Origin of the sequence: Azonexus caeni (assembly GCF_048146105.1) — a bacterium.
Lineage (GTDB): Bacteria > Pseudomonadota > Gammaproteobacteria > Burkholderiales > Rhodocyclaceae > Azonexus > Azonexus aromaticus_B.
This window is the reverse complement of sequence record NZ_JBKJAD010000003.1, coordinates 171,313-191,693: the sequence shown is the minus strand read 5'-3', so window position 1 is coordinate 191,693 and position 20,381 is coordinate 171,313. Positions and strand designations below refer to the sequence as shown.

20 protein-coding genes, 1 tRNA gene and 1 pseudogene are annotated in these 20,381 nt (G+C 60.1%); 10 read left to right on the top strand and 12 right to left on the bottom strand.

Annotated features, from left to right (window positions below):
- Positions 1-362: 362 nt before the first annotated feature.
- The 3 genes from ccoS to ACLIIZ_RS05960 are packed head-to-tail and all read right to left on the bottom strand — an operon-like array spanning position 363 to position 3,816.
- Positions 363-554 (bottom strand): cbb3-type cytochrome oxidase assembly protein CcoS, encoded by a 192-nt coding sequence (gene ccoS / locus ACLIIZ_RS05970; RefSeq protein ID WP_416691205.1) that lies wholly within the window; start codon positions 552-554, stop codon positions 363-365.
- A complete protein-coding gene (locus ACLIIZ_RS05965) occupies positions 554-2,992 on the bottom strand; it encodes a heavy metal translocating P-type ATPase (protein WP_416691204.1) in 2,439 nt (812 codons plus the stop codon). The genes ccoS and ACLIIZ_RS05965 overlap by 1 nt, the downstream gene beginning before the upstream one ends.
- Positions 2,993-3,048: 56 nt before the next feature.
- Positions 3,049-3,816 (bottom strand): 3-hydroxyacyl-CoA dehydrogenase, encoded by a 768-nt coding sequence (locus ACLIIZ_RS05960; protein ID WP_416691203.1) that lies wholly within the window; start codon positions 3,814-3,816, stop codon positions 3,049-3,051.
- A 158-nt stretch (positions 3,817-3,974) separates the two neighbouring features.
- On the opposite strand from ACLIIZ_RS05960, the gene ACLIIZ_RS05955 reads away from it, so the two are divergent.
- Positions 3,975-4,952: a diguanylate cyclase gene (locus ACLIIZ_RS05955; protein ID WP_416691202.1), complete on the top strand. Its 978-nt coding sequence runs from the start codon at positions 3,975-3,977 to the stop codon at positions 4,950-4,952.
- Here ACLIIZ_RS05955 and ACLIIZ_RS05950 read toward each other — a convergent pair.
- Complete coding sequence (locus tag ACLIIZ_RS05950; protein WP_416691201.1) at positions 4,945-5,844, bottom strand: S8 family serine peptidase; 900 nt, start codon at positions 5,842-5,844, stop codon at positions 4,945-4,947. The genes ACLIIZ_RS05955 and ACLIIZ_RS05950 overlap by 8 nt on opposite strands.
- Complete coding sequence (locus tag ACLIIZ_RS05945) at positions 5,844-6,296, bottom strand: hypothetical protein (RefSeq protein ID WP_416691200.1); 453 nt, start codon at positions 6,294-6,296, stop codon at positions 5,844-5,846. Before ACLIIZ_RS05945 ends, ACLIIZ_RS05950 begins: the two co-directional genes overlap by 1 nt.
- A 207-nt stretch (positions 6,297-6,503) precedes the next feature.
- Here ACLIIZ_RS05945 and ACLIIZ_RS05940 point away from each other — a divergent pair.
- Positions 6,504-6,889 (top strand): annotated as a pseudogene (locus ACLIIZ_RS05940) (transposase); the annotation flags it as partial.
- The gene (locus ACLIIZ_RS05935; protein ID WP_416691291.1) at positions 6,850-7,167 is read left to right on the top strand and encodes a hypothetical protein; all 318 of its coding nucleotides are present in this window, start codon (positions 6,850-6,852) and stop codon (positions 7,165-7,167) included. The pseudogene ACLIIZ_RS05940 and the gene ACLIIZ_RS05935, both read left to right, overlap by 40 nt.
- Before the next feature lie 174 nt (positions 7,168-7,341).
- Here ACLIIZ_RS05935 and ACLIIZ_RS05930 read toward each other — a convergent pair whose 3' ends face one another.
- On the bottom strand, positions 7,342-7,722 hold the full coding sequence (locus ACLIIZ_RS05930; RefSeq protein ID WP_416691199.1) for a lasso peptide biosynthesis PqqD family chaperone: 381 nt from the start codon (positions 7,720-7,722) through the stop codon (positions 7,342-7,344).
- On the opposite strand from ACLIIZ_RS05930, the gene ACLIIZ_RS05925 reads away from it, so the two are divergent.
- Positions 7,721-9,415, top strand: a complete 1,695-nt coding sequence (locus ACLIIZ_RS05925) for an asparagine synthase-related protein (protein ID WP_416691198.1) — start codon at positions 7,721-7,723, stop codon at positions 9,413-9,415. The genes ACLIIZ_RS05930 and ACLIIZ_RS05925 overlap by 2 nt on opposite strands.
- 145 nt (positions 9,416-9,560) lie before the next feature.
- Here ACLIIZ_RS05925 and ACLIIZ_RS05920 read toward each other — a convergent pair whose 3' ends face one another.
- From ACLIIZ_RS05920 to ACLIIZ_RS05895, 6 genes are all read right to left on the bottom strand, one after another.
- Positions 9,561-9,839, bottom strand: a complete 279-nt coding sequence (locus ACLIIZ_RS05920) for a helix-turn-helix domain-containing protein (protein ID WP_416691197.1) — start codon at positions 9,837-9,839, stop codon at positions 9,561-9,563.
- 393 nt (positions 9,840-10,232) lie between these two features.
- Positions 10,233-11,249 (bottom strand): ATP-grasp domain-containing protein, encoded by a 1,017-nt coding sequence (locus tag ACLIIZ_RS05915; protein WP_416691196.1) that lies wholly within the window; start codon positions 11,247-11,249, stop codon positions 10,233-10,235.
- A gap of 286 nt (positions 11,250-11,535) precedes the next feature.
- Positions 11,536-12,390 (bottom strand): sulfotransferase domain-containing protein, encoded by an 855-nt coding sequence (locus tag ACLIIZ_RS05910; protein WP_416691195.1) that lies wholly within the window; start codon positions 12,388-12,390, stop codon positions 11,536-11,538.
- 2 nt (positions 12,391-12,392) lie between these two features.
- Complete coding sequence (locus ACLIIZ_RS05905; RefSeq protein WP_416691194.1) at positions 12,393-13,283, bottom strand: hypothetical protein; 891 nt, start codon at positions 13,281-13,283, stop codon at positions 12,393-12,395.
- 30 nt (positions 13,284-13,313) lie between these two features.
- On the bottom strand, positions 13,314-13,910 hold the full coding sequence (gene cysC / locus ACLIIZ_RS05900; protein WP_416691193.1) for an adenylyl-sulfate kinase: 597 nt from the start codon (positions 13,908-13,910) through the stop codon (positions 13,314-13,316).
- A 171-nt stretch (positions 13,911-14,081) separates the two neighbouring features.
- Positions 14,082-14,158, bottom strand: a tRNA-Met gene (locus tag ACLIIZ_RS05895).
- Positions 14,159-14,279: 121 nt separating this feature from the next.
- Here ACLIIZ_RS05895 and miaB point away from each other — a divergent pair.
- The 6 genes from miaB to lnt are packed head-to-tail and all read left to right on the top strand — an operon-like array spanning position 14,280 to position 20,381.
- Entirely contained in the window at positions 14,280-15,617 is a 1,338-nt protein-coding gene (gene miaB, locus ACLIIZ_RS05890; RefSeq protein ID WP_416691192.1) for a tRNA (N6-isopentenyl adenosine(37)-C2)-methylthiotransferase MiaB, read from the top strand.
- A 21-nt stretch (positions 15,618-15,638) separates the two neighbouring features.
- Entirely contained in the window at positions 15,639-16,685 is a 1,047-nt protein-coding gene (locus ACLIIZ_RS05885; RefSeq protein WP_416691191.1) for a hypothetical protein, read from the top strand.
- Positions 16,682-17,662 (top strand): PhoH family protein, encoded by a 981-nt coding sequence (locus ACLIIZ_RS05880; RefSeq protein ID WP_416691190.1) that lies wholly within the window; start codon positions 16,682-16,684, stop codon positions 17,660-17,662. The genes ACLIIZ_RS05885 and ACLIIZ_RS05880 overlap by 4 nt, the downstream gene beginning before the upstream one ends.
- Entirely contained in the window at positions 17,637-18,083 is a 447-nt protein-coding gene (gene ybeY, locus ACLIIZ_RS05875; protein ID WP_416691189.1) for an rRNA maturation RNase YbeY, read from the top strand. The genes ACLIIZ_RS05880 and ybeY overlap by 26 nt, the downstream gene beginning before the upstream one ends.
- A 5-nt stretch (positions 18,084-18,088) precedes the next feature.
- The gene (locus ACLIIZ_RS05870; protein WP_416691188.1) at positions 18,089-18,937 is read left to right on the top strand and encodes an HlyC/CorC family transporter; all 849 of its coding nucleotides are present in this window, start codon (positions 18,089-18,091) and stop codon (positions 18,935-18,937) included.
- Positions 18,924-20,381 carry an apolipoprotein N-acyltransferase gene (gene lnt, locus ACLIIZ_RS05865; RefSeq protein WP_416691187.1) on the top strand — a complete coding sequence of 486 codons (1,458 nt, stop codon included), beginning with the start codon at positions 18,924-18,926 and terminating at the stop codon, positions 20,379-20,381. The genes ACLIIZ_RS05870 and lnt overlap by 14 nt, the downstream gene beginning before the upstream one ends.

Here is a 20,381-nt window from a genome sequence, read left to right as displayed (position 1 = left end):
AACGGAATGCCCACCTTCCCTGAACCCAAGGGGGCACTTGAAAGCGGATGGTATTCTAGTTGCGGAGGGGCGTTTTGACCTAGATCAATCTAGCGATCATCTACCGCCGAAGCGGGCAAGACCCTGCCGGCACAAAGCAATCTGCCGCCAAGACAGGCACAAAACAGCAAATTTGCGACACGCAAAAAGCCTGCTTGCGCAATAAAAAATTCATCAATATCGCCATCGGGGCAAGGAATTTTTTTCCAAAAAAAAGGGTGCGTCGCAACGCACCCCAACCCCAACAGAGAATCAACGCAAGACCATACGCCTTGCATGGACACCATCTTGCCCGCTTCATCACCCTGTCACATTGATACAGGTCAAATCTTTTCTTTTTTTTCCTCCTGTTCCGCAAGTTTCCCCTTGGGTGCTTCATCGTCTTCCATAAGAACCTTGAAACCGGGCCCTTCCAGATCGTCAAACTGGCCACTTCTGACCGACCACCAGAATGCACCGGCAATTCCGAAGACCAGGACTACCGAAACCGGAACCAGCAAATAGACGCTTTCCATCACTCACACTCCTTACGCTGAATGCGCAACGAATTCAGGACCACCAGCAGCGAACTCAGCGACATGCCGATTCCAGCCAGCCACGGCGTCACATAGCCAGCGATCGCCGCTGGCAAGGCGACAATATTGTAGAAAAACGACCACCAAAGATTCTGCCGAATAACGAGCAAGCTGAAACCGGCGCGCTTAAAACCCCGATTCAGGTGCGCAAGATTTTCCGAGAGCAAGATCAGGTCCGATTGTGTCCGGGCCAACTGCGCACCGCCCCCCATCGCGATCGAAACCTGCGCCTGAGCCAAAACCGGCGCATCGTTAACCCCATCCCCCACCATCGCAACGACTGCACCATTCGCCTGCAAAGAGCTGACGCACTGGTGCTTGCCCGCGGGCGTAGCCCCGGCCCTGACATCCTTGATCCCCAACGTCTCGGCAACGCGATTGGCAACGGATGGCGCATCACCGGTCAACAGAGTGACTTGGCGGCCGGCCTTACGCAAATCGTCGATCAATCGTCGGGCTTCGGGACGCACCTCGTCGCCAATGAGAAACAAAGCCAGACAACGCTCCGCGTCCGCCAGCAGGATGGCGGTATCACCACTATCCAGCCATGCCGCAGCCCCGTCGGGCAATGCTAAACCACCGAGCGCCAACGCGTAATCGGGACGGCCGATACGAAAACGGCATCCATCGACAACCGCTTCAACCCCTTGTCCCGGCTCGCTGATCGAATCACTCGCCTGGTATTTTGCTGACGGCACCGCATGCCGCAAGGCCAACGCCAGTGGATGTTCCGAGGCCTGCTCCAAGGCAGCCGCCAGTTCAAGACAATCTTCCCGCCCCAAGCCGGCGAATGGCACAACATCGAGAAGGTGCATTTTCCCGGTTGTCAGCGTACCCGTCTTGTCAAATACGAAATGCGTCGCCCGGGCCAGGGTTTCAATCGCATGCCCACGTGTCACCAGTAGACCGTCCCGGGCCAGCGCCCCGGAGGCAACGGTGAGCGCAATCGGCGTCGCCAGGGAAAGGGCGCACGGGCAGGTCACCACCAGCACGGAAACAGTAATCCACAAAGCCTGCGTCGGATCGACCAGATACCAGCCGACGGCCGTCAGCACGGCAACCACGAGAAGTGTCCCGACAAAATAGCTGGCAATCCGATCGGCAATTTCGACGATCCTGGGCTTATCCAGCGACGCCCGCTCCATCAGTTCGATGATCGCCGACAGGCGTGTCCCCTCGCCGACTTGTTCGACCCGCACGACGAGCGGACTCTCGGCATTGATCGAACCGCCGGTGACGATATCGTCCGGTCGTTTGGCAACCGGCAGACTTTCACCGGTCAGCAGGGCTTCGTTGGCGTAACTCACCCCTTCGACCACCTTGCCATCGGCCGGAATGATCTCCCCCGGGCGGACCAGGACATAATCGCCCACCGTCAGATCGGCAACGACCACCTGCACTGGCTCACGATCGACCGGGAAATTCGGCATCTTCTGGGCGAACGCCGGCAACAATTTGGTCAGCGCCTCGGTCACGCTCAGCGCCTTCTGGCGCGCATTCATTTCCAAATAACGCCCGCCGAGAAGGAAAAAGACGAACATGGTCACGGAATCGAAGTAGACCTCGCCCGCCTGGGTCAGCGTCGCCCAGCAACTGGCCAGAAAGGCAACCCCGACCCCGAGCGCCACCGGCACATCCATACCGACACGGCGCAATCTGAGATCGCGCCAGGCATTGCGAAAAAATGGTGCTGACGAGTAAAAAACCACAGGCAAAGTCAGGACCAGACTGGCCCAGCGCATCAGCGACTCGATGTCGGCAGACATGTCGCCGTTGGCGATGTACACCGGATAGGCATACATCATGACCTGCATCATGCCGAAACCGGCGACCCACAGGCGCCACATTGCATCGCGCCTCTCGTTGCGCGAAATTTCCTCGTTTTTCGCGGCATCGTAGGGAAACGCCCGATAGCCTATCGCGGCTACCGCCAGCAGGATATCCGACAGCTTGATGCGGCTATCGTCCCAACGTACGCGAGCCCGTCGCGACGCGTAGTTGATGTTGATGGCGGTGACACCGGGCAGTTTGCCGATGTGCTGCTCGTTTAGCCAGATGCAGGCGGCACAAGTGATCCCTTCCAGCATCAAGGAGGCTTCACGCTCGTTTTCCCCCAGTTCCTTGACGAAACTTTTCTGGAAGTCCGCATGATCGAAAAGGGCGATCTGCTCGAGGATCGTTGGCATGGCTTCGCGCGGCGACTCGGGCAACGCATCGCGGCTACGGTAATAATCCTCCAGGCCGTTATCGACGATGGACTGGGCTACTGCCTGACATCCGTAACAACACATTGCCCGCGGCTCGCCGTTGATCGTGACCGACAATTCGAGATCGTCGGGAATAGGCAGACCGCAGTGATAGCAGGAAGCTTGGGACATGCAACAAAAAAGGCACCGAAGTGCCTTTGCGGATCAGGACGGGGGACTAGTATAGTTTATTTGGTCCCCATCCGGATGGCGCCATCCAGGCGAATGACCTCGCCGTTGAGATAGGCGTTCTCGGCGATATGCCGCACCAGCGCGGCATACTCGGCCGGCTTGCCCATGCGCGTCGGGAAAGGCACCATCTTGTTCAGCGAATCCTGGACTTCCGGCGGCATGCCGAGCAGCATCGGCGTTTCCATGATCCCCGGCGCGATCGTCATGCAACGGATGCCGCTACGCGCCAACTCGCGGGCAACGGGCAAAGTCAGCGCAACAATCCCGCCTTTCGAGGCGGCATAGGCGGCCTGTCCAAGTTGCCCCTCGAAGGCGGCAACCGAAGCGGTATTGATGATGACACCGCGTTCACCACCGGCATCCGGCGTGTTTTTCATCATGGCCTCGGCCGCCAGGCGCAGCATGTTGAAAGTACCGACCAGATTGATATTGATGACTTTGGCAAAGCTCTCCAAGCGATGCGGCCCTTCCTTGCCCAGAACCTTCTCGGCTGGCGCGACGCCGGCACAGTTCACCAGTCCATGGACGGCACCAAAACAGGACAGCGCCGCCTGAACCGCTTCACGCCCGGAAGCCTCGCTCGTCACATCGGTCTCGACGAAGCGGGCCGCAGGACCCAACTCATCCGCCAGCCCCTGACCGGCCTCACGATTCACATCGACCAGGACAACGCGCGCCCCCGCCTCGACCAAGCCGCGCGCGGTGGCCGCGCCCAGGCCGGAACCTCCGCCGGTGACGATGAAAACCTTGTCGTTCAATTGCATGTGCTTTCTCCTTGATTTGTTATATCGCGTACAACTCCAGACGGTAGCGTATGGAGCAGTGACGGATATTACCTCGCCCCCGCTCGACGAAAAAGTGAACGGCTAGCCGACGGGGCTCGGTGCTATGATTTGCCCTCATCATTTTCTGCCAGCCCCCGATGCCTGCCGGAAAGTACGAAATCCTCGTCGTCGACAGTTCCGCTGCGAATCGAGCGCTGCTGGGCGAGTGCCTTTCCCAGCTCGGCGATGTCGACGTCGCCTTCGCCCAGGATGGCGGCGAGGCGATTCAGCAGATTGCGGCACGTTCGCCCAGCCTGGTTCTCATCGACATCCATCTGCATGACGGCAACGGCATCGAACTCGTCCGGCGCATTCGCAATCGTGAGATCCTCAAGGACGAGTCCGAATTTTCGCTGTGGATGCCCGTGATTTTCCTGTCACCGCTGATCGACGATGACATGGTCGCCCGCGGCATCATTGCCGGCGGCGACGATTTCCTGCACAAACCGGTATCCGAAGTCATCCTGCTGGCCAAGGTCCGCGCCATGCTGCGCATCGTCGGCATGCAGCGCGAGATCCACGCCGCCCATCGCCGCCTCAAACAGATATCCACGCTCGACGGCCTGACCTGCATTCCCAACCGCCGCTACTTCGACGACACCCTGAACACCGAATGGAAACGCTGTCAGCGGACCGGCGCGCCACTTAGCCTGATCCTCTGCGACGTAGACTATTTCAAACAATTCAACGACATCTACGGCCACCAGGCAGGCGACCTTTGCCTCAAGGCCGTCGCCAACGCCCTCAGCGAATCGTTGTTCCGTGTCGAAGACAGCGTTGCCCGCTACGGCGGCGAAGAATTCGCCGTTATCCTGCCCGGCACCGATCTACGTGGAGCGAACGCCGTCGGCGAACGCATGCGAACGGCCATCCGCGACCTGCGCATACCACACACGCAGGGCATCAAAGCTTTCGTCTCCTGCAGTTTCGGCGTAGCCGCCAGTCGGAACTTGAGCGACTGCCCGGCGGAACAACTGCTCCGAAGCGCCGACCAGAGCCTTTATCAGGCCAAGAAGCGGGGACGGAACCGCGTCGAAACGCTCGCCCCCGCTGCGCAGATGGCCAGCCTCACCTGATGCTCACCGGCGCCAGCGCCCGCGTCAGGCTCGCCTCTCCACGACCGTAAACACTGGCGCGGTAATTGCGCAGCGTATCGGTACGCGCTGTCGTCAGTAGCTGATTGGCAATCTGCGTCGGCGTCGCTGCCGTGAACTTGCTGCCGATCACGGCTGCGTAACCACTGATGATGGGTGCGGCAAAGGAAGTCCCGTACAGGCCGGTAGTATCGCCTTTCACCCCGACCACCAGGAAGTTCTTCTGGATCGCGCTGTCGCTGCCAGCGTAATTCGAATAGGAAGCCAGGCTGGCTTTTGCCGTCGTGCTTCCATTGCTGCTCAACGCGCCGACGTAGATCGCCGATGGCGCCCCCTTGAGCGCAAGATTCAGATAATCGACATTGCCGCTCCGATTCGCCCGCCCCACGGCGACTGCATCGTTGCCCGCCGCCTTGGCAATCACCGCTGCCCCGGTTTTTGCATAATTGATGATGGACTGCTCCTGCCCGGACCAGGAAATGCGATTCACGCCATAGCCGGAACGCGCATACATGCCGTAACTCATGTTCAGCACATTCAAGCGATCTTGCGTCAGGGCGACCGCTTCCGAACCCCAGTTTCGCTGCACCACCATCGCCTCCGGCGCGATCATTGAAGCCTGCAGCGCAGTCCAGTCACCATGCCCCTGCAATTGCCCGCCCGTTCCGAGATTGCCGGAAAATGGCGAGTCTCCGGAAAAGTCATCGACTACCGTGATTGTCGCCCCCTGACCTTTGTAGCCCGAATCCCAGGCTTTTCCGACATCCGGACTCATCCAAGAATAAGTACTTTGCCCCTGAACCGAAAACGCCGCTGCCAGCAAGCCGACGGTCAATGACATTTTCAGACTGGCATGTAAATCGACAGGCTTCATCAGAATTCCTTTCTATACTCGATTGAAATGAAATTGCGGTCCTCGGGCTTTTCGTTGAAGTTGAAACGTAGCGTCTCCTCAGGCGCCATCGGCGAAGCCGCCAGTCGGCAGTTCACCTCGCGCACCCCAGCGATTTCGCCATAATCTGCAGAGCAGGTCTTTTCCCTGAGCGCGCCGGAAAAAACGTGATAGGCCTTGATGGTCAGACGCCCCTTACCCCACGACCGGATGCCATAGAGCAAGCCCAGCTTGAAGCTGGGGGCGATGGCGTACTTTTCCCCCTTTTCCCCGGTGCTCACGCCCCAGATGACACTGACCCTGGCGGATAACGACGATCCCTGACGCAGGTCAACCAGATGAGTCGCCTCGAGAAAATCGAAGGCACGAACCGAGGCAAAGCCTCCCAACGGAGGAAAGAAAAAGCATAGCAAGAAGACTGTGAGGTAGCGCACGGTGCTGATCCCGCCCCATGGAAACTTCGAACAAACCCGAATGACATAATATATGCATTTAGCAAGACCAGCCCGGGAGTTTCGTCAGATAAGCAGGCGTTCACAACTGACATTCGGTAGCTGATCACGTATCGCGATCACAGCGCCTCAGCATCCATGTCGGTGACAATCAAGTCGTGGCTGCGGACAAATTTTTATCAAGAGGGGCCGACCTCATTGGGTCGGCCGCAGGCACTGGCAGCGGACACAGGGTTTTATAGGACCAGAAATGTTGAAGCCCGCACGACGCACGGTATTGATCCGTTCATTGCAATCGAGTGGGATCAACATCATCCCGCACCACTGGGACGCTTTACCGAGCCGGGGGCTTTGCCGTCCGACGCAACGCCTTGGCGCACGAATTGAAGACGAAGGCGGGACGACCCCTCTATGCCCCGCACAAGCAAAGCATCGAACCCGTATTCGGCATCATCAAGTCCGCACTCGGCTTTCGTCAGTTCTCCCTGCGCGGCCTGAAAAAGGTCACGGGGGAATGGACCCTGGTTTGCCTCGCATGGAATCTAAAGCGCATGGCCGTATCGCGCCCACAGTAGAAAACAAGGGGAAATCGTGCGCCTTCAGACAGAAACCAGCGGATTTCAGCCTTCCAACCCCAATTTCAGCAGCCCGCTTGGGTCAAGGTCGCCAGGCTACTAGTGAATTTCTGGCTCCGATCAGGTCGGACTCAATCCTGTTTGGTCCGGTTGCGTCATGGGGAAAACAGGTTCCGCCCCATCGCTTGCGCATCATCAAGCTCTCGCAGGCGGCTGATCTGAAGAAGGAAAAGCCATCCGAGACCCGTCTGTTTTCTTGTTTTCTGGTCAATGCCTGATCAGAGTGGGGTAGAACGCTATCGACGTGCATCCAGCGCCATACAAGCAGCGGAGCATGCCGTCCAGTCACCCGCCTTCGCAATTAGAAGAGGGGGCTTATCAGTCTTGGGGCGTGAAGATGCTCTTGAGTCGAAATTCAATTGGAACAAGAGGCTGATTTTTGGTCAATCCTCTCAAGCGATATCCGCCGTCTCAATCAACCCGAGAACTTTCAATTCGTTAATAAAACGCTCCATGTCGGCTTGACAGACTGAAGGAGCAACGTCGAATTCGGTACAGACCACTTCAACCAAATCCAGCACCGAAATGGGTTGCGCTAACAGGTCCCAGACCCGGGACCCGACCCCCCCGATACCATAATACTCTCCTCGCTCAATGCTCATTATGACCGTATCACCGTCCATGTCGGCGGCAATCAGGTCAGGGTTGCGGACAAAAACAGTTTTTTTTTCGGCATGGGGCATCATGGGCGATAAACTTTGCAACAAAATCAGCGTTCGCCAAATCGTTGCGGATACGATAGGCAGCTCATAATTTTCCAACAAGAGCAGCATGTTAACATCCTCTGACGATATTCAGATCACCATCTCCGGACATATCCACAACCTTTCTGACCTGTGCACCAGACTGGGAATTGCGAAAGCGCAAGCGTGCACAACCAGGGTGCTTGTTTTGGCATGGCGCCATTGGGGAGAAGCGATGGCGGAGCATCTCGTTGGCGATTTTGCGCTGGCTCTGCATGACAATCTGCGCGGGGTCACCTATTTGGCCCGAGACCCCTTGGGCGTCAAACCGCTGTACTACCACATTGAGCGCCAGCAATTGCACTACGGCTTCAGCGTACCAGAGTTGAAGCGCCTCTCTCCTCGCCCCTTGACCAAGGACGCGGATTGGGCGGCGACTTATCTTCTCGATTTATCCTTTAGCCAAACCGAGAGCGCCTACAAGGAAATCAAGAAGCTGGCGCCTGGCTGTTGGGCTCGATTCGACGCCGAAGGGCGCGTCAATATCCAACGCTACCATCGCTGGCGGGACGATCCACCTTTTTCCACCCATTGTGACTCGCGTTGGGTTGATGACTACCGCGAAATACTGGAAGAATCAATCCGCTGCCGCATGGAACCGCACCACCCCATGGGCACGGAAAACAGCGGAGGGATTGATTCGGCTACCATTACGGCTTACCTTGCCCACTTCCTCGGTGAACCAGGTGACCGCCTCCATAGTTTCAGTTTTGCCCTGTGCGAACACGAACCAGCCTATATTCTGGAGACCAGCCAGGCAAAACGCATACGCCACAACTATGTGATAACGGATCGTTATGGTCCGGCAGATCAAGAATCGCGGGTTGCCCAAAGCCTAGCCGCCATAGGTTATCCAGAAGAGCATGCCAACGCGAGCGGGCACATTCCCTTTTATGAGGAATGTCAAAAACGTGGGATACGTACCCTATTCTCTGGATTCGGCGGGGACGAAATCGTAACCAACACAGGACAACATTTGCGTTTTGAGTTGCTGGATCGCCACCAGTATGGTGCTTTGTGGAAAACGCTACAAGGCAACCCTCTCATGCGTACGCTGCGTTTATTGAAAGCGGCCACAGTGAGTCGCAGAAGCCCCAGCGCCAACCTCAACTTCATTAAAGCCTGGACCCAACGTTGGCCGCAACAGTTGCTGCGTCCTGAAATCGTGCAACGCCTCGAACTGTACGAACGCTACATGGAAGCTGCGGTTTATGACGCTCCCTACCGGCGTACCAACGACTTCATTCTCCAACACCACTTAGGGCGGATGCAAATAGCCGCTCGCCTGGAGAGCTGCTGCGTCATGGCGGCGGCGTACGGTGTCGACTATCGCTGGCCGCTGTGGGACGCTCGCTTGGTCCAGCAGTACCTCTCAACACCAAGCATAGAAAAATTCGGCCCCAAGGGCATCGGCCGCTATTTGCACCGCCGCGCCATCGACGGCATCGTGCCCAAGCGGGTGGCCTGGAAACAGAGCAAAGATATGGGGTACGCTCTATTGCATCAGAAAAAGAATGGTGCGGACATCCAACAGCTTGCCAAGCAAGCGCAAACCTTGGAATCTCGCCTTCATCCCGCCTTGGAAGCACTCATCGACCGCCAAAAGTTCCGGGGTCAGATAGCTCGCGCTGAAAAAGGTAGCGTGGATAACGAATTTGGTTTCATGTTCCGGCGCAGCTTTGCAACTTTATCGAGGCTCAATGAATGGCTGGATGGCCTATGAGCGAATGCCATCCGGGCAAGCACACGAGGAAACGCTGTCTGTCACACACTGACACGATAGCCATGGCGAATCCAGCCATCCAGCAATCGGCGATTCACCGGATGGACTTTTTGCTATCCGTGCTCCAGTGCGTCGCCTCTTCGGGCTAGCTCTGGGTGGTCAGTTCCACTAGCTGCGCCAGATCCACCTTTTTCGGTGGCGCACCCCGCGGCAAGTCGCGCTCAATCCCGGCAAGCCGCATCTGGGCATAGCGCCCACGCCAGCGGGCCACTTGAACCCGCCCAATGCCCAATTGCTCCGCAATCTGTTGGATCTGCAGTCCGTCGGCGGCCAGCAGCACGATCCGAGCACGTTGCGACAATCTCACGCTCGTCTGCCGAGAGGCCGTCAGATTGGCCAGCTCCGCTCGTTCTTCCTCACTCAATTCAATCTCGGCCGCAAATCGAATTCAACCCTCCGCCTTGCATGCATGACGCATTGTAGCGGTAGTCGCCAAAAGTCTTTTCAAGAACGCAGCACTACACCAGCTTGGCGCATTTAGGTCAGAGAAGTGCAGACCAAGGGGCCAACGGCACACCGTAGGATTAGGAAGGAGCGACGGAATCGGTGACCTCGGGACCTGTGACAGCCTTACCGGCGGTAGCCGGGGTGACGAGCACTTCCACATGGGGAGGACGGTATGGAGTCCGCGTGTTGGCATCCAAGGCGTATCCCTGCTCGATGCTAGGATTGACTTGAGTGTTGAGCGGTCGAGTGTTCATCGGAAATAGTCCATGAGTAAATGTTGTGACTGGATCAATGGTAACAGGATTTCTGCCTAAGGGTCTGGGCGTGCGAAACCAAGGCCAGGGCGTATGAGCTGGGGAACAGAGCACCCCCAGCCAACATTTCCCTCCAAAAGCACAGGCCCCTTCGGCGTCAGAACCCAATCCCAGGCCACGGCGCGCACACCTAACGCGTACCGCCGGTGGGCTGAGCAAGAGCTCTCTACGATGCGCAGCCATTCTGGCAGCGCATCCAAATTGCGTGCGTCTCGGGCAACTCGCGCGGTAGCGGCCCGTATGTCTGGCGGTTCAGCCACGCCACAAATAGGAGCCCCGACCCCGCCAGTCGCCGGAGCGATAGGCAGAATCGCGTAATACAGGCGACCTTCTTGATCCATTCCTGCCGGCACCTCCAGCGTAGCGCATAGACAGGAGAGAGAAGCGGAGGGGGAATTGATGCCCCGCTCCTCCCATTGACTGATGAAACGCACGGTAATGACTTCGCCATTAAATGACAAGGGCGCAAGTTTGGGGTGATTGGTCAAACAAGGCTGAACAAGGGCATCATCGAGCTTTAGCAACTCAAGCCAAGCAGATTCAACGGCGAGGGTGTCTGGCAAGGATTGACCGGTGAAGCGGCAGCCGGCCAGCCCCGTTGAAGTCAGCCAGGCGGAAAAAGCGCCCTGCCCCTGATTGCCGCTGTTCATTTTGCAAAAAACACGCCCAGCCTGCTTAAGGCCTTCTTTCAGCGGCAGCGTATCTAGCCGCCCCCGGGAGGCATAAGCCAGGATCGGCGCCATCGTAATGCCCTGCGACTGCATGGCAGCGGTAAATGCGGCTTTGTCCTTCAGTAACCTGCGGGACGCCAGTGAACATCCCAGCCCTTCACTGCGCCAAGCGTGATAAGCCGCGCACTCGTGGTCGTAGACGTAATCGAGTGCTTGCTCGGGGTTCCGGTATAACCTGAACTGACAAGCTTGCGCCGGAGGAATGCACCATAGCAGCGCAAGTTTAACGATGCGCCAAGCTTGAACATGACGCGGCAGTCGTTCTTCTGCTTCGATGTACACACCATGGCTGCGGAGGACACGAAAGCAAGCCAGGGGCGCATGCCAGGATACCCAACGCAACCAGAGACCGGCCTGCAACAGCAACCACAGGGGGCGAGGCCAGAGCGTTGGGCCTTGCCACCATAATCGACGGTGCAGACGGATGCGCTCGTCCTGACCGGGCCAGAGATAACGCAGGCTCAACAAGCCATGCGGCAGACGACGCTGCCACACTTCGCGCCGAAAGTGGCGAAATAGGCGGAAGAAAAAACTCAGTGGAGACAACCTAGAGCTCAACTCAGCAAAATCAGACAGGATTGCCTGATAAATCGAGATAGCCGAATCGTCGCATTACCTCACCGTGATCCGCGATTACTCGAGCGATTTGTTGCGGAGTAAGCCCGCCCCGCCAACCGCCACTTCTTCCTTGCCGAAAGAACTGTCTAGCGCCCAGAGGACGCTCCTTGAATCCCTTTTCCAACTCCTGGCGGGATAACTCCCTGAAATCGCTGAAACGGAGGGCTTTCTCTATCTGCCCGAACGCATCGGGCAGTTGTAGAAAGCGCGTAGCCTCGGTAAAGATGCTGAGCGAGGAGCTCAGCATGTCTTCGTAGCGTATAACCTTGACATTCAACCCTGGGGCATCGACCCAACTCAAAACATGCTGTGACCAAGTCAGTATCTTCTGACTGACCTGATCGGGCAGCCCGCTGCGCCCCCGGGCCAGCGTCGTCCTCACATCTCCCATGCGCTCTATGGTCTCATCCACATCAAGGTGCCAGTGATTGGCCGCCGACAGCGCCACATCGAGTGGGTTGCGCAGGATGTACAGCGCACCTAGAGTAGCCTCCCGACTGACGATAGGTTCGCCACGGGCAGTCAGCGTGTAGGCGTCGTGGATCTTGTAATAGCTGATAACCTCGTCCCGCAAGAACCAGCGATAAACATCCGGGCGCAATTGTTCAATCTCTTCCGGAGCCAGTTCGGCGGTATCAAACCCCAAGACCTCGTCCAGCCAACAGCGACTGCTGGCGATGCCGCCAGTGTTCAGGTCGTTGATATCGACCGGCCGGTCTCCGTCATTGATCAAATTTTTCAGGTAAGCACGAAACCAAGTATTGCCAGATTTTGGGTAGGAGGCCAACCAGTAAATCCCCCCCATGGTCAGGGATGCTCCGCAATGTCGGCCAAGATACGATTGATCATCTGGACAAGACTGAAGCCTGTACGAGGGCGAGTTACCCTTGCAAGGCGAATCTTGCCGGCCAACTGACCGCAAAGTTGTAAATGCTCCGCCTTCAAGGCCGTGCCATGCAAAAACCGCACGCGGTAAATATTGCCATGAAGCGGCTGAAAGCGATGCATGCCCTGAATGGGCTCAAGTCTTAATGTATCGTTTTGATCACTACCAAGGATGTAGACCCATCGAATCGGCAAGGGATGCGGACTTGCCGGCGGCAAGGGGTAGTTGAACTTTTCGGTGTTGGGGCGAATCCGGCGCAGATCGCCAGTATCGATATTCAATTGATCCGCCATGTCCCGCCAAAGCTTGATGCGCGGAAAACCGGGGAGCGCACGACACTGGGCATCGACCGGAACAATGTCATCCGCCAGAATTTCATAGCCTCGCTGCAAAAAGCCAGCGGCGAGCGTTGATTTTCCGGCACCAGACGGCCCGACGCAGAGCATGCATGCATCTCCAATCCGAATAGCGTTGCCATGCAGAACGAGATGACCGCGTTGCAAGAGCAGCGCGCCAAAAGAGGATCCCAGCAAGAAAACACGGACGCTATCTTCATCCACACCGACCTCCGGATCGCACCATATGGAGGTGCCGCTCTGAACAAGGAAGCGCGCGACACCGGGAACTTGCAGCCAGAAGGTATTCTGGCCTACCCATAAATACGGCCCGAGTTGTCTGCCGCCAGGCAATCCGCCGGCGCCAACCGTGCCCAGTCTGACAGTGACATCCGGCGCTACGCTTGGAAACGATCTCTCCAGCTCTGGCAAGTCCAGTTGACTCTGAATAGTTAAGCCATAGGCGGTGTAAAACATTTTCGATCTCTCCTTATCCCCAGGCGATGACTAGCCGCTACCGAAGCCGCGACGCTGCAAGAGGGCAAAAATTGTTGAGACCGACTGGTCTACGGTTTGCCGTGCGGTGTCAATAGAAAGCTCGGGCGCAACTGGTGCCTGGTAAGCCGAAGAAACCCCGGTAAACTCCGGAATAAGTCCTTGCCGCGCCTTCTTGTACAAGCCCTTGACATCCCGGGCTTCGCAGACATCAACAGGCGCATTACAGTAAATTTCAAGAAAGTCTCCGGCTGAAAACAAGGCGCGAACTCGCTGCCGATCATCTGCAAACGGAGAGATGAAGGCAGCCAAGGTAATCACTCCGGCTTCCAGAAACAACTTGGCCATTTCGCCCACGCGGCGGATGTTTTCATGGCGATCGCTCGTGGAAAATCCCAGGTCGCGACACAGGCCAAGCCGGACGTTATCGCCATCCAAAACGAAAGTGCGGCAACCAGCCAAATGTAATTTTTCTTCGACAGCGCGGGCCAGCGTGGATTTTCCGGAACCAGACAAGCCGGTAAACCAGATGACAAGACCACGATGCCCTTGCAGCTCTTCCCGCATGACGCGTGAGACCATAAAGCCAGACGGTGTCAGATTCATCATGTCAATTCAAGGATTCACATGGACAGTACTTTAACCGAGTTGACATGAGATTATCGGCACAGACTCTCGGAGAGTTGGCGGGATCAAGGAGGCAAGAAATTCGCCTGCCGGGATTTTGTCGCCGCAGAAACGACCAGGGCCAGCATTTGCTGGCCCTGGTCGTAGGATCTTTGGTGGTGATGGGCAGAATCGAACTGCCGACCTATGGGTTATGAATCCATCGCTCTAACCGTCTGAGCTACATCACCACGCTTGGAGGGCGCGAATTATAGTTGGCGGCTGGCAGCGCGGTCAACCGCGTTATAATGCGCAACTTTTCCGCGCCCTGCTTGCCGAAGCGGCGCCACTGATTTTAAAAAGATTTCCCCCATGCCCAAGAAACTATTCATCCGCACTTTCGGGTGCCAGATGAACGAGTACGATTCGGACAAGATGGCCGATGTGCTCAATGCCGCCGAAGGTATCGTCAAGACCGACAACCCCGAGGAAGCCGACATCATCCTGTTCAACACCTGTTCGGTGCGCGAGAAGGCGCAGGAGAAGGTGTTCCACGATCTCGGCCGGGTCCGCCACCTGAAGCAGAAGAACCCCGACCTGGTGATCGGCGTCGGCGGCTGCGTCGCCAGCCAGGAGGGCGACGCCATCGTCGCCCGCGCCCCCTACGTCGATGTCGTGTTCGGGCCGCAGACGCTGCACCGACTGCCGCAACTGATCGCCGAGCGCAAGGCGAAGGGCAAGGCGGCGGTCGACGTTTCCTTCCCCGAGATCGAGAAATTCGATGCGATGCCGCCGGCCGAGGTCAAGGGCGCCAGCGCCTTCGTCTCGATCATGGAAGGCTGCTCCAAGTTCTGCACCTTCTGCATCGTCCCCTACACCCGCGGCGGCGAAGTGTCGCGGCCGTTCACCGACATCCTCACCGAAGTCGCCGACCTCGCCGCGCACGGCGTTAAGGAAGTGACGCTGCTCGGCCAGAACGTCAATGCCTACCGCGGCGACATGGACGGCACCGACGAGAAGGCCGACCTCGCGCTGCTCATCGAGTACATCGCCGAGGTGCCGGGGATCGAGCGCATCCGCTACACCACCTCGCACCCGCGCGAGATGAGTCAGCGCCTGATCGACACCTACCTCAAGGTACCAAAGCTGGTCTCGCACCTGCACCTGCCGGTGCAGTCCGGTTCCGACCGCGTGCTGGCGGCGATGAAGCGTGGCTACACGGCGCTCGAATACAAGTCGGTCGTGCGCAAGCTGCGCGCTGCGCGACCCGACATCTCGCTGTCGTCCGACTTCATCGTCGGCTTCCCGGGCGAGACCGACGAGGATTTCGAGAAGACGATGAAGCTGATCGACGATGTCGCCTTCGACGCTTCGTTCTCCTTCATCTACAGCCCGCGCCCGGGCACGCCGGCGCTCGAACTGGAAGACAGCACCCCGGCCGAGGTCAAGTCGGCGCGCCTGGCCCGCCTGCAGAAGCGGATCGACGAATTGGCGCAGGCGGTCAGCCAGGCGATGGTCGGTAGCGTCCAGCGGGTACTGGTCGAAGGCCCGTCGAAAAAAGACCCGAACGAACTGGCCGGGCGCACCGACAACAACCGGATCGTCAATTTCGTTGGCAATGCGCGATTGGTCAATCAATTCGTCGATGTTAGGATTTTGCAATCCTTGTCGCACAGCCTGCGAGGCGAAATTGTCATCAAGGAAGACTGATCCGGGGGGATACCAATGCAGATGATCTTTCAAAGAACCACCGTCAAGGCCGCTCCGGCCTTTGTCATCGCCGCCCTGCTGGCGGCCCCGGTCGGCGCCCAGCCGTCCGGTTACAAGCTGGGCGGCGGCGATGTGCCGGTTGGCGGCTCGGCGAGCACCGAAGGCGCCAGCGGCGAAGCGATGCAACTCGAGAAATGCAGCGCGCCGGTCGGCGCGCTGGCCGTCGCCGAACCGCAGGAATACGTCGGCAAGGCGCTCAACGAAGTCGGCCTCTCCTCGCCGACCGGGCTGATCCGGCTGATGATCCAACAGTCCAACTGCTTCGTCGTCGTCGAGCGCGGCGTCGCCATGCAGAACCTGATGCAGGAACGCCAACTGGCGCAGAGCGGCATGCTGCAGGGCGGCAACAACATGGGCGGCGGCCAGATGCTGACCGCCGATTACGTGCTGACGCCCGACGTCGTCTTCTCGCAGAGCGATGCCGGCGGCGTCGGCGGCGCGCTGGGCGGCATCGGCGGCGTCTTCGGGGTCGGCGGCATGATCGCCGGCGCCATCGTCGGCGGCGTCAAGTTCAAGCAGGCGCAGACCTCGATGCTGGTTGCCGACGCCCGCTCCGGCGTGCAGATCACCGCCGCCTCGGGCAGCGCCGAGAAGTCCGATTTCGGCCTCGGCTTCCTTGGCGCCGGCGGCGGCGGTTTCGGCGCCCTCGGCGGTTACGCCAACACGGCGCAGGGCAAGGTCGTCGCCACCTCCTTCCTCGACAACTACAACAAGATCGTCATCGCCATGCGCGACAACCCGGCGCTCAAGCGCACGGCGACGACCACCGCGCAGCAGGCCGGCAACGTCCGCCAGGCCGGTGCCGTCTTTGCCGCCGGCGACGTGCTGGTGCCGAAGATCGGCGGCATCAAGCTGTACGCCGCCCCGACCGGCCAGGGCAAGCCGCTGAAGACGCTGGCCAAGAGCGACGAGATGGTGGCACTGGGCGAGGAACAGGAAAAATTCATCAAGGTGCAGGGCGCCAACTTCGAGGGCTGGATCGACAAGACCATGCTGCGCAAACAGTGAACACCCGGCGCCCGCGCCCCGCTCGACCGGTCGAGATTGCCCTCGCACCGGTCGACAACGCCCAGCTCGCCAACCTGTGCGGGCCGCTCGACGAAAACATCCGGCAGATCGAGACCGGCTTCGACGTCGTCATCCGCCGTCGCAACGAGCGCTTCTCGATCACCGGCGACCAGGCCCAGCTCACCGCCGACGCCTTGCGCCACTTCTACGCACTGGCGCGCGCGCCGCTGTCGGTGGACGAGATCCAGCTCGGCCTGATCGAACTGACCAACGCCCCGGTACGTCGCATCGGCGCCGCCGAAACGGCGCACGACGGGCCGCAACTGGTCACCCGCAAATCCGAACTGCACGGCCGCACACCGCGCCAGGTCGCCTACCTGAAGGCGATCCAGGAACACGACATCACGTTCGGCATCGGTCCCGCCGGCACCGGCAAGACCTATCTTGCCGTCGCCTCCGCCGTCGACGCCTTCGAGCGCGACCTGGTGCAGCGCATCATCCTGACCCGGCCGGCGGTCGAGGCCGGCGAACGGCTCGGCTTCCTGCCCGGCGACCTGACGCAGAAGATCGACCCCTACCTGAGGCCGCTCTACGACGCGCTCTACGACCTGATGGGCCACGACCGCGTCGCCAAGCTCTACGAGAAGCACGCCATCGAGATCGCGCCGCTCGCCTTCATGCGCGGGCGCACGCTGAACCACGCCTTCATCATCCTCGATGAAGCGCAGAACACGACGCCGGAACAGATGAAGATGTTCCTGACCCGCATCGGCATCGGCGCCAAGGCCGTGGTCACCGGCGACGTCACCCAGATCGACCTGCCACGCGGCCACAAGAGCGGCCTCAAGGAAGCCGTCGACGTGCTGCACGACGTGCGCGGCATCGCCTTCACCGAATTCAGAAAGGAAGACGTCGTGCGCCACCCGCTGGTCGCCCGCATCGTCGAAGCCTATGAAAACCGCCAGCAAACGACTTAACCTCTCCGTGCAATACGCCTGTAACCGCGACGGCCTACCCTTGCGAGCGGATTTCGTGCGCTGGGCAAGGGCGGCTCTGGACGGCGGCGGCGAGGTGACGATCCGCCTGGTCGAGCCCGACGAGGGACAAGCCTTGAACGCCGAGTACCGCGGCAAGGATTACGCGACCAACGTCCTGTCCTTTCCCTACGAGACGGAACCCGTGGTCATGGGCGACCTCGTCATCTGTCCCGCCGTCGTCGCCCGCGAGGCCGCCGAGCAGGGCAAGTCGGCGGCGGCGCATTACGCCCACCTGACGGTGCATGGTATGCTGCATCTGCAGGGCTGGGACCACGAGGACGACGCGGAAGCCCGCGCCATGGAAGACGAAGAGAGGAAAATTCTAGCCGCACTGGGTCATGCCGACCCATATGCGGATTGACCATCATGGACAGTGACAGTAAACCCGGTTTCATCGAACGCCTGACTTCCCTGCTGCTGCGCGAACCCGAAGACCGCGCGCAGCTCATGCAGACCCTCCACGCCGCCTACGAGCGCAACCTGATGGACGCCGACGCGCTGACCATCATCGAAGGTGCGCTCGCCGCCTCGGAAACCCGCGTCACCGACGTGATGGTGCCGCGGGCCCAGATGGACGTCATCGACATCGACGATCCGCTGCTCGAAACCCTGCCCGAAATCATCGAAGCCGCCCACTCGCGCTTCCCGGTCATCGACGGCGACCGCGACAACATCCTCGGCATCCTGCTCGCCAAGGACCTGCTGCGCCTGCATACTGAAGAACACTTCGAACTGCGCGACTGGCTGCGACCGGCCGTCTTCATCCCGGAATCGAAACGCCTCAACGTGCTGCTGCGCGAATTCCGCGTCTCGCGCAACCACATGGCGATCGTCGTCAACGAGTACGGCGGCGTCGCCGGCCTGGTCACCATCGAGGACGTGCTCGAACAGATCGTCGGCGACATCGAGGACGAATACGACTTCGACGAGGCGCACGACAACATCCGCCTCGATTCCGCCGGCCGCTACCGGGTCAAGGCGCGCACCGAGATCATCGACTTCAACGCCGCGTTCTCGACCAGATTCTCCGACGAGGAATTCGACACCGTCGGCGGCCTCGTCCTGCGCCACCTGGGGCGCGTTCCCAAACGCAACGAGAGCGTCGACATCGACGGCGTCCGCTTTCAGGTGCTGCGCGCCGACAGTCGCCGCCTGTACACCCTGCTCGTTGACCTGCCGAAGCCCGCCCCCGCCACTGCCGATGCCGCTGACTGAGGCGTACCGCCGCCACCTGGCGGCGCTGCTGGCAGGTGCCGGCGGCGTCCTCTGCTTTGCCCCGTTCGACCTGTTCTGGCTGGCGCCGCTGCCCTGGCTCGCCTTCTTCCTGTTGCTGCGCCGCACCGCCGGTCCGCGTCAGGCGGCGCTGAGCGGTTTCCTGTTCGGGTTCGGCTTCTTCCTCGCCGGCGTCTCCTGGGTGTACGTCAGCCTCTCGGTCTTCGGCGGCATGCCGTGGTGGCTGGCCGGCCCGGCGACGCTCATCTTCTGCGCCTCGCTGGCCCTCTACCCGGCCGCCGCCGGCTGGGCCTTCCGGCGCTGGCAGCCGGCCGCCTTCTGGCGCCAGGTGCTGTGGTTCGCCGTCCTCGTCGCCGGAACCGACTGGCTGCGCGGCTGGCTGTTTACCGGTTTTCCCTGGCTGGCGCTCGGCTACAGCCAGGCACCGCCCAGCCCGCTGGCCGGCTTCGCGCCGCTGCTCGGCGTTTATGGCCTGTCGCTGAGCGTCGCCCTGATCGCCGCCAGCCTCGCCCGCTGGCGCAGCGGCCTTCTGCTGCTGGCAGCGTTTGCCGCCGTCGGCTTCGGCCTGCGCCAGGTGACGTGGACGACACCGGTCGGCGAGCCGGTCAGCATCGCGCTGATCCAGGGCAACATCCCGCAGGACATGAAGTTCAGGCCGGAAGCCTTTTTCCGCACGCTGACGCTGTACCGCGATCTGATCGCCGCCCATCCGGCGCAACTGACCCTACTCCCGGAAACCGCGCTGCCGACCTTCGTGGACCGCCTGCCGGCGGAATACCTCGACGAACTGAAGACGCTGGCCGCCCGCCACGGCGGCGACCTGATCGCCGGCACCCTGACCGGCGATGTCGAGGGCGCCTACTTCAACAGCGCCGTCAGCCTCGGCGCCTCGCCGCTGCAGGTCTACAGCAAGCAACACCTGGTACCTTTCGGCGAATTCATCCCGCCCGGCTTCGCCTGGTTCATGGCCCAGGCCAACATCCCGATGTCGTCGTTCAGCGCCGGCCCGGCGCGACAGACGCCGCTCGCCGTCGCCGGCAGCGCGGTGGCGATCAACATCTGCTACGAAGACGTGTTCGGCGAGGAGATCATCCGCGCCCTGCCCGCCGCCGGCATTCTCGCCAACCTGTCGAACACCGCCTGGTTCGGCCACTCGCTGGCGCAGCCGCAACATCTGCAGATCGCCCGCCTGCGCGCCGTCGAAACCGGCCGCCCGATGCTGCGCGCGACCAATACCGGGATGACCGCGATCATCGCCGCCGACGGCAGCCTGAGCGGCGTGCTGGAGCCCTTCACCAGCGGCGTCCTCGAAGGCGAAGTGCGGGCGCATCAAGGCGCCACGCCCTACAGCCGCTGGGGCAACCTGGGCGCCCTCGCCCTCATCGTCCTGCTCGCGCTCGTCGCCCGCCCGCGCCGGCGCGATTGA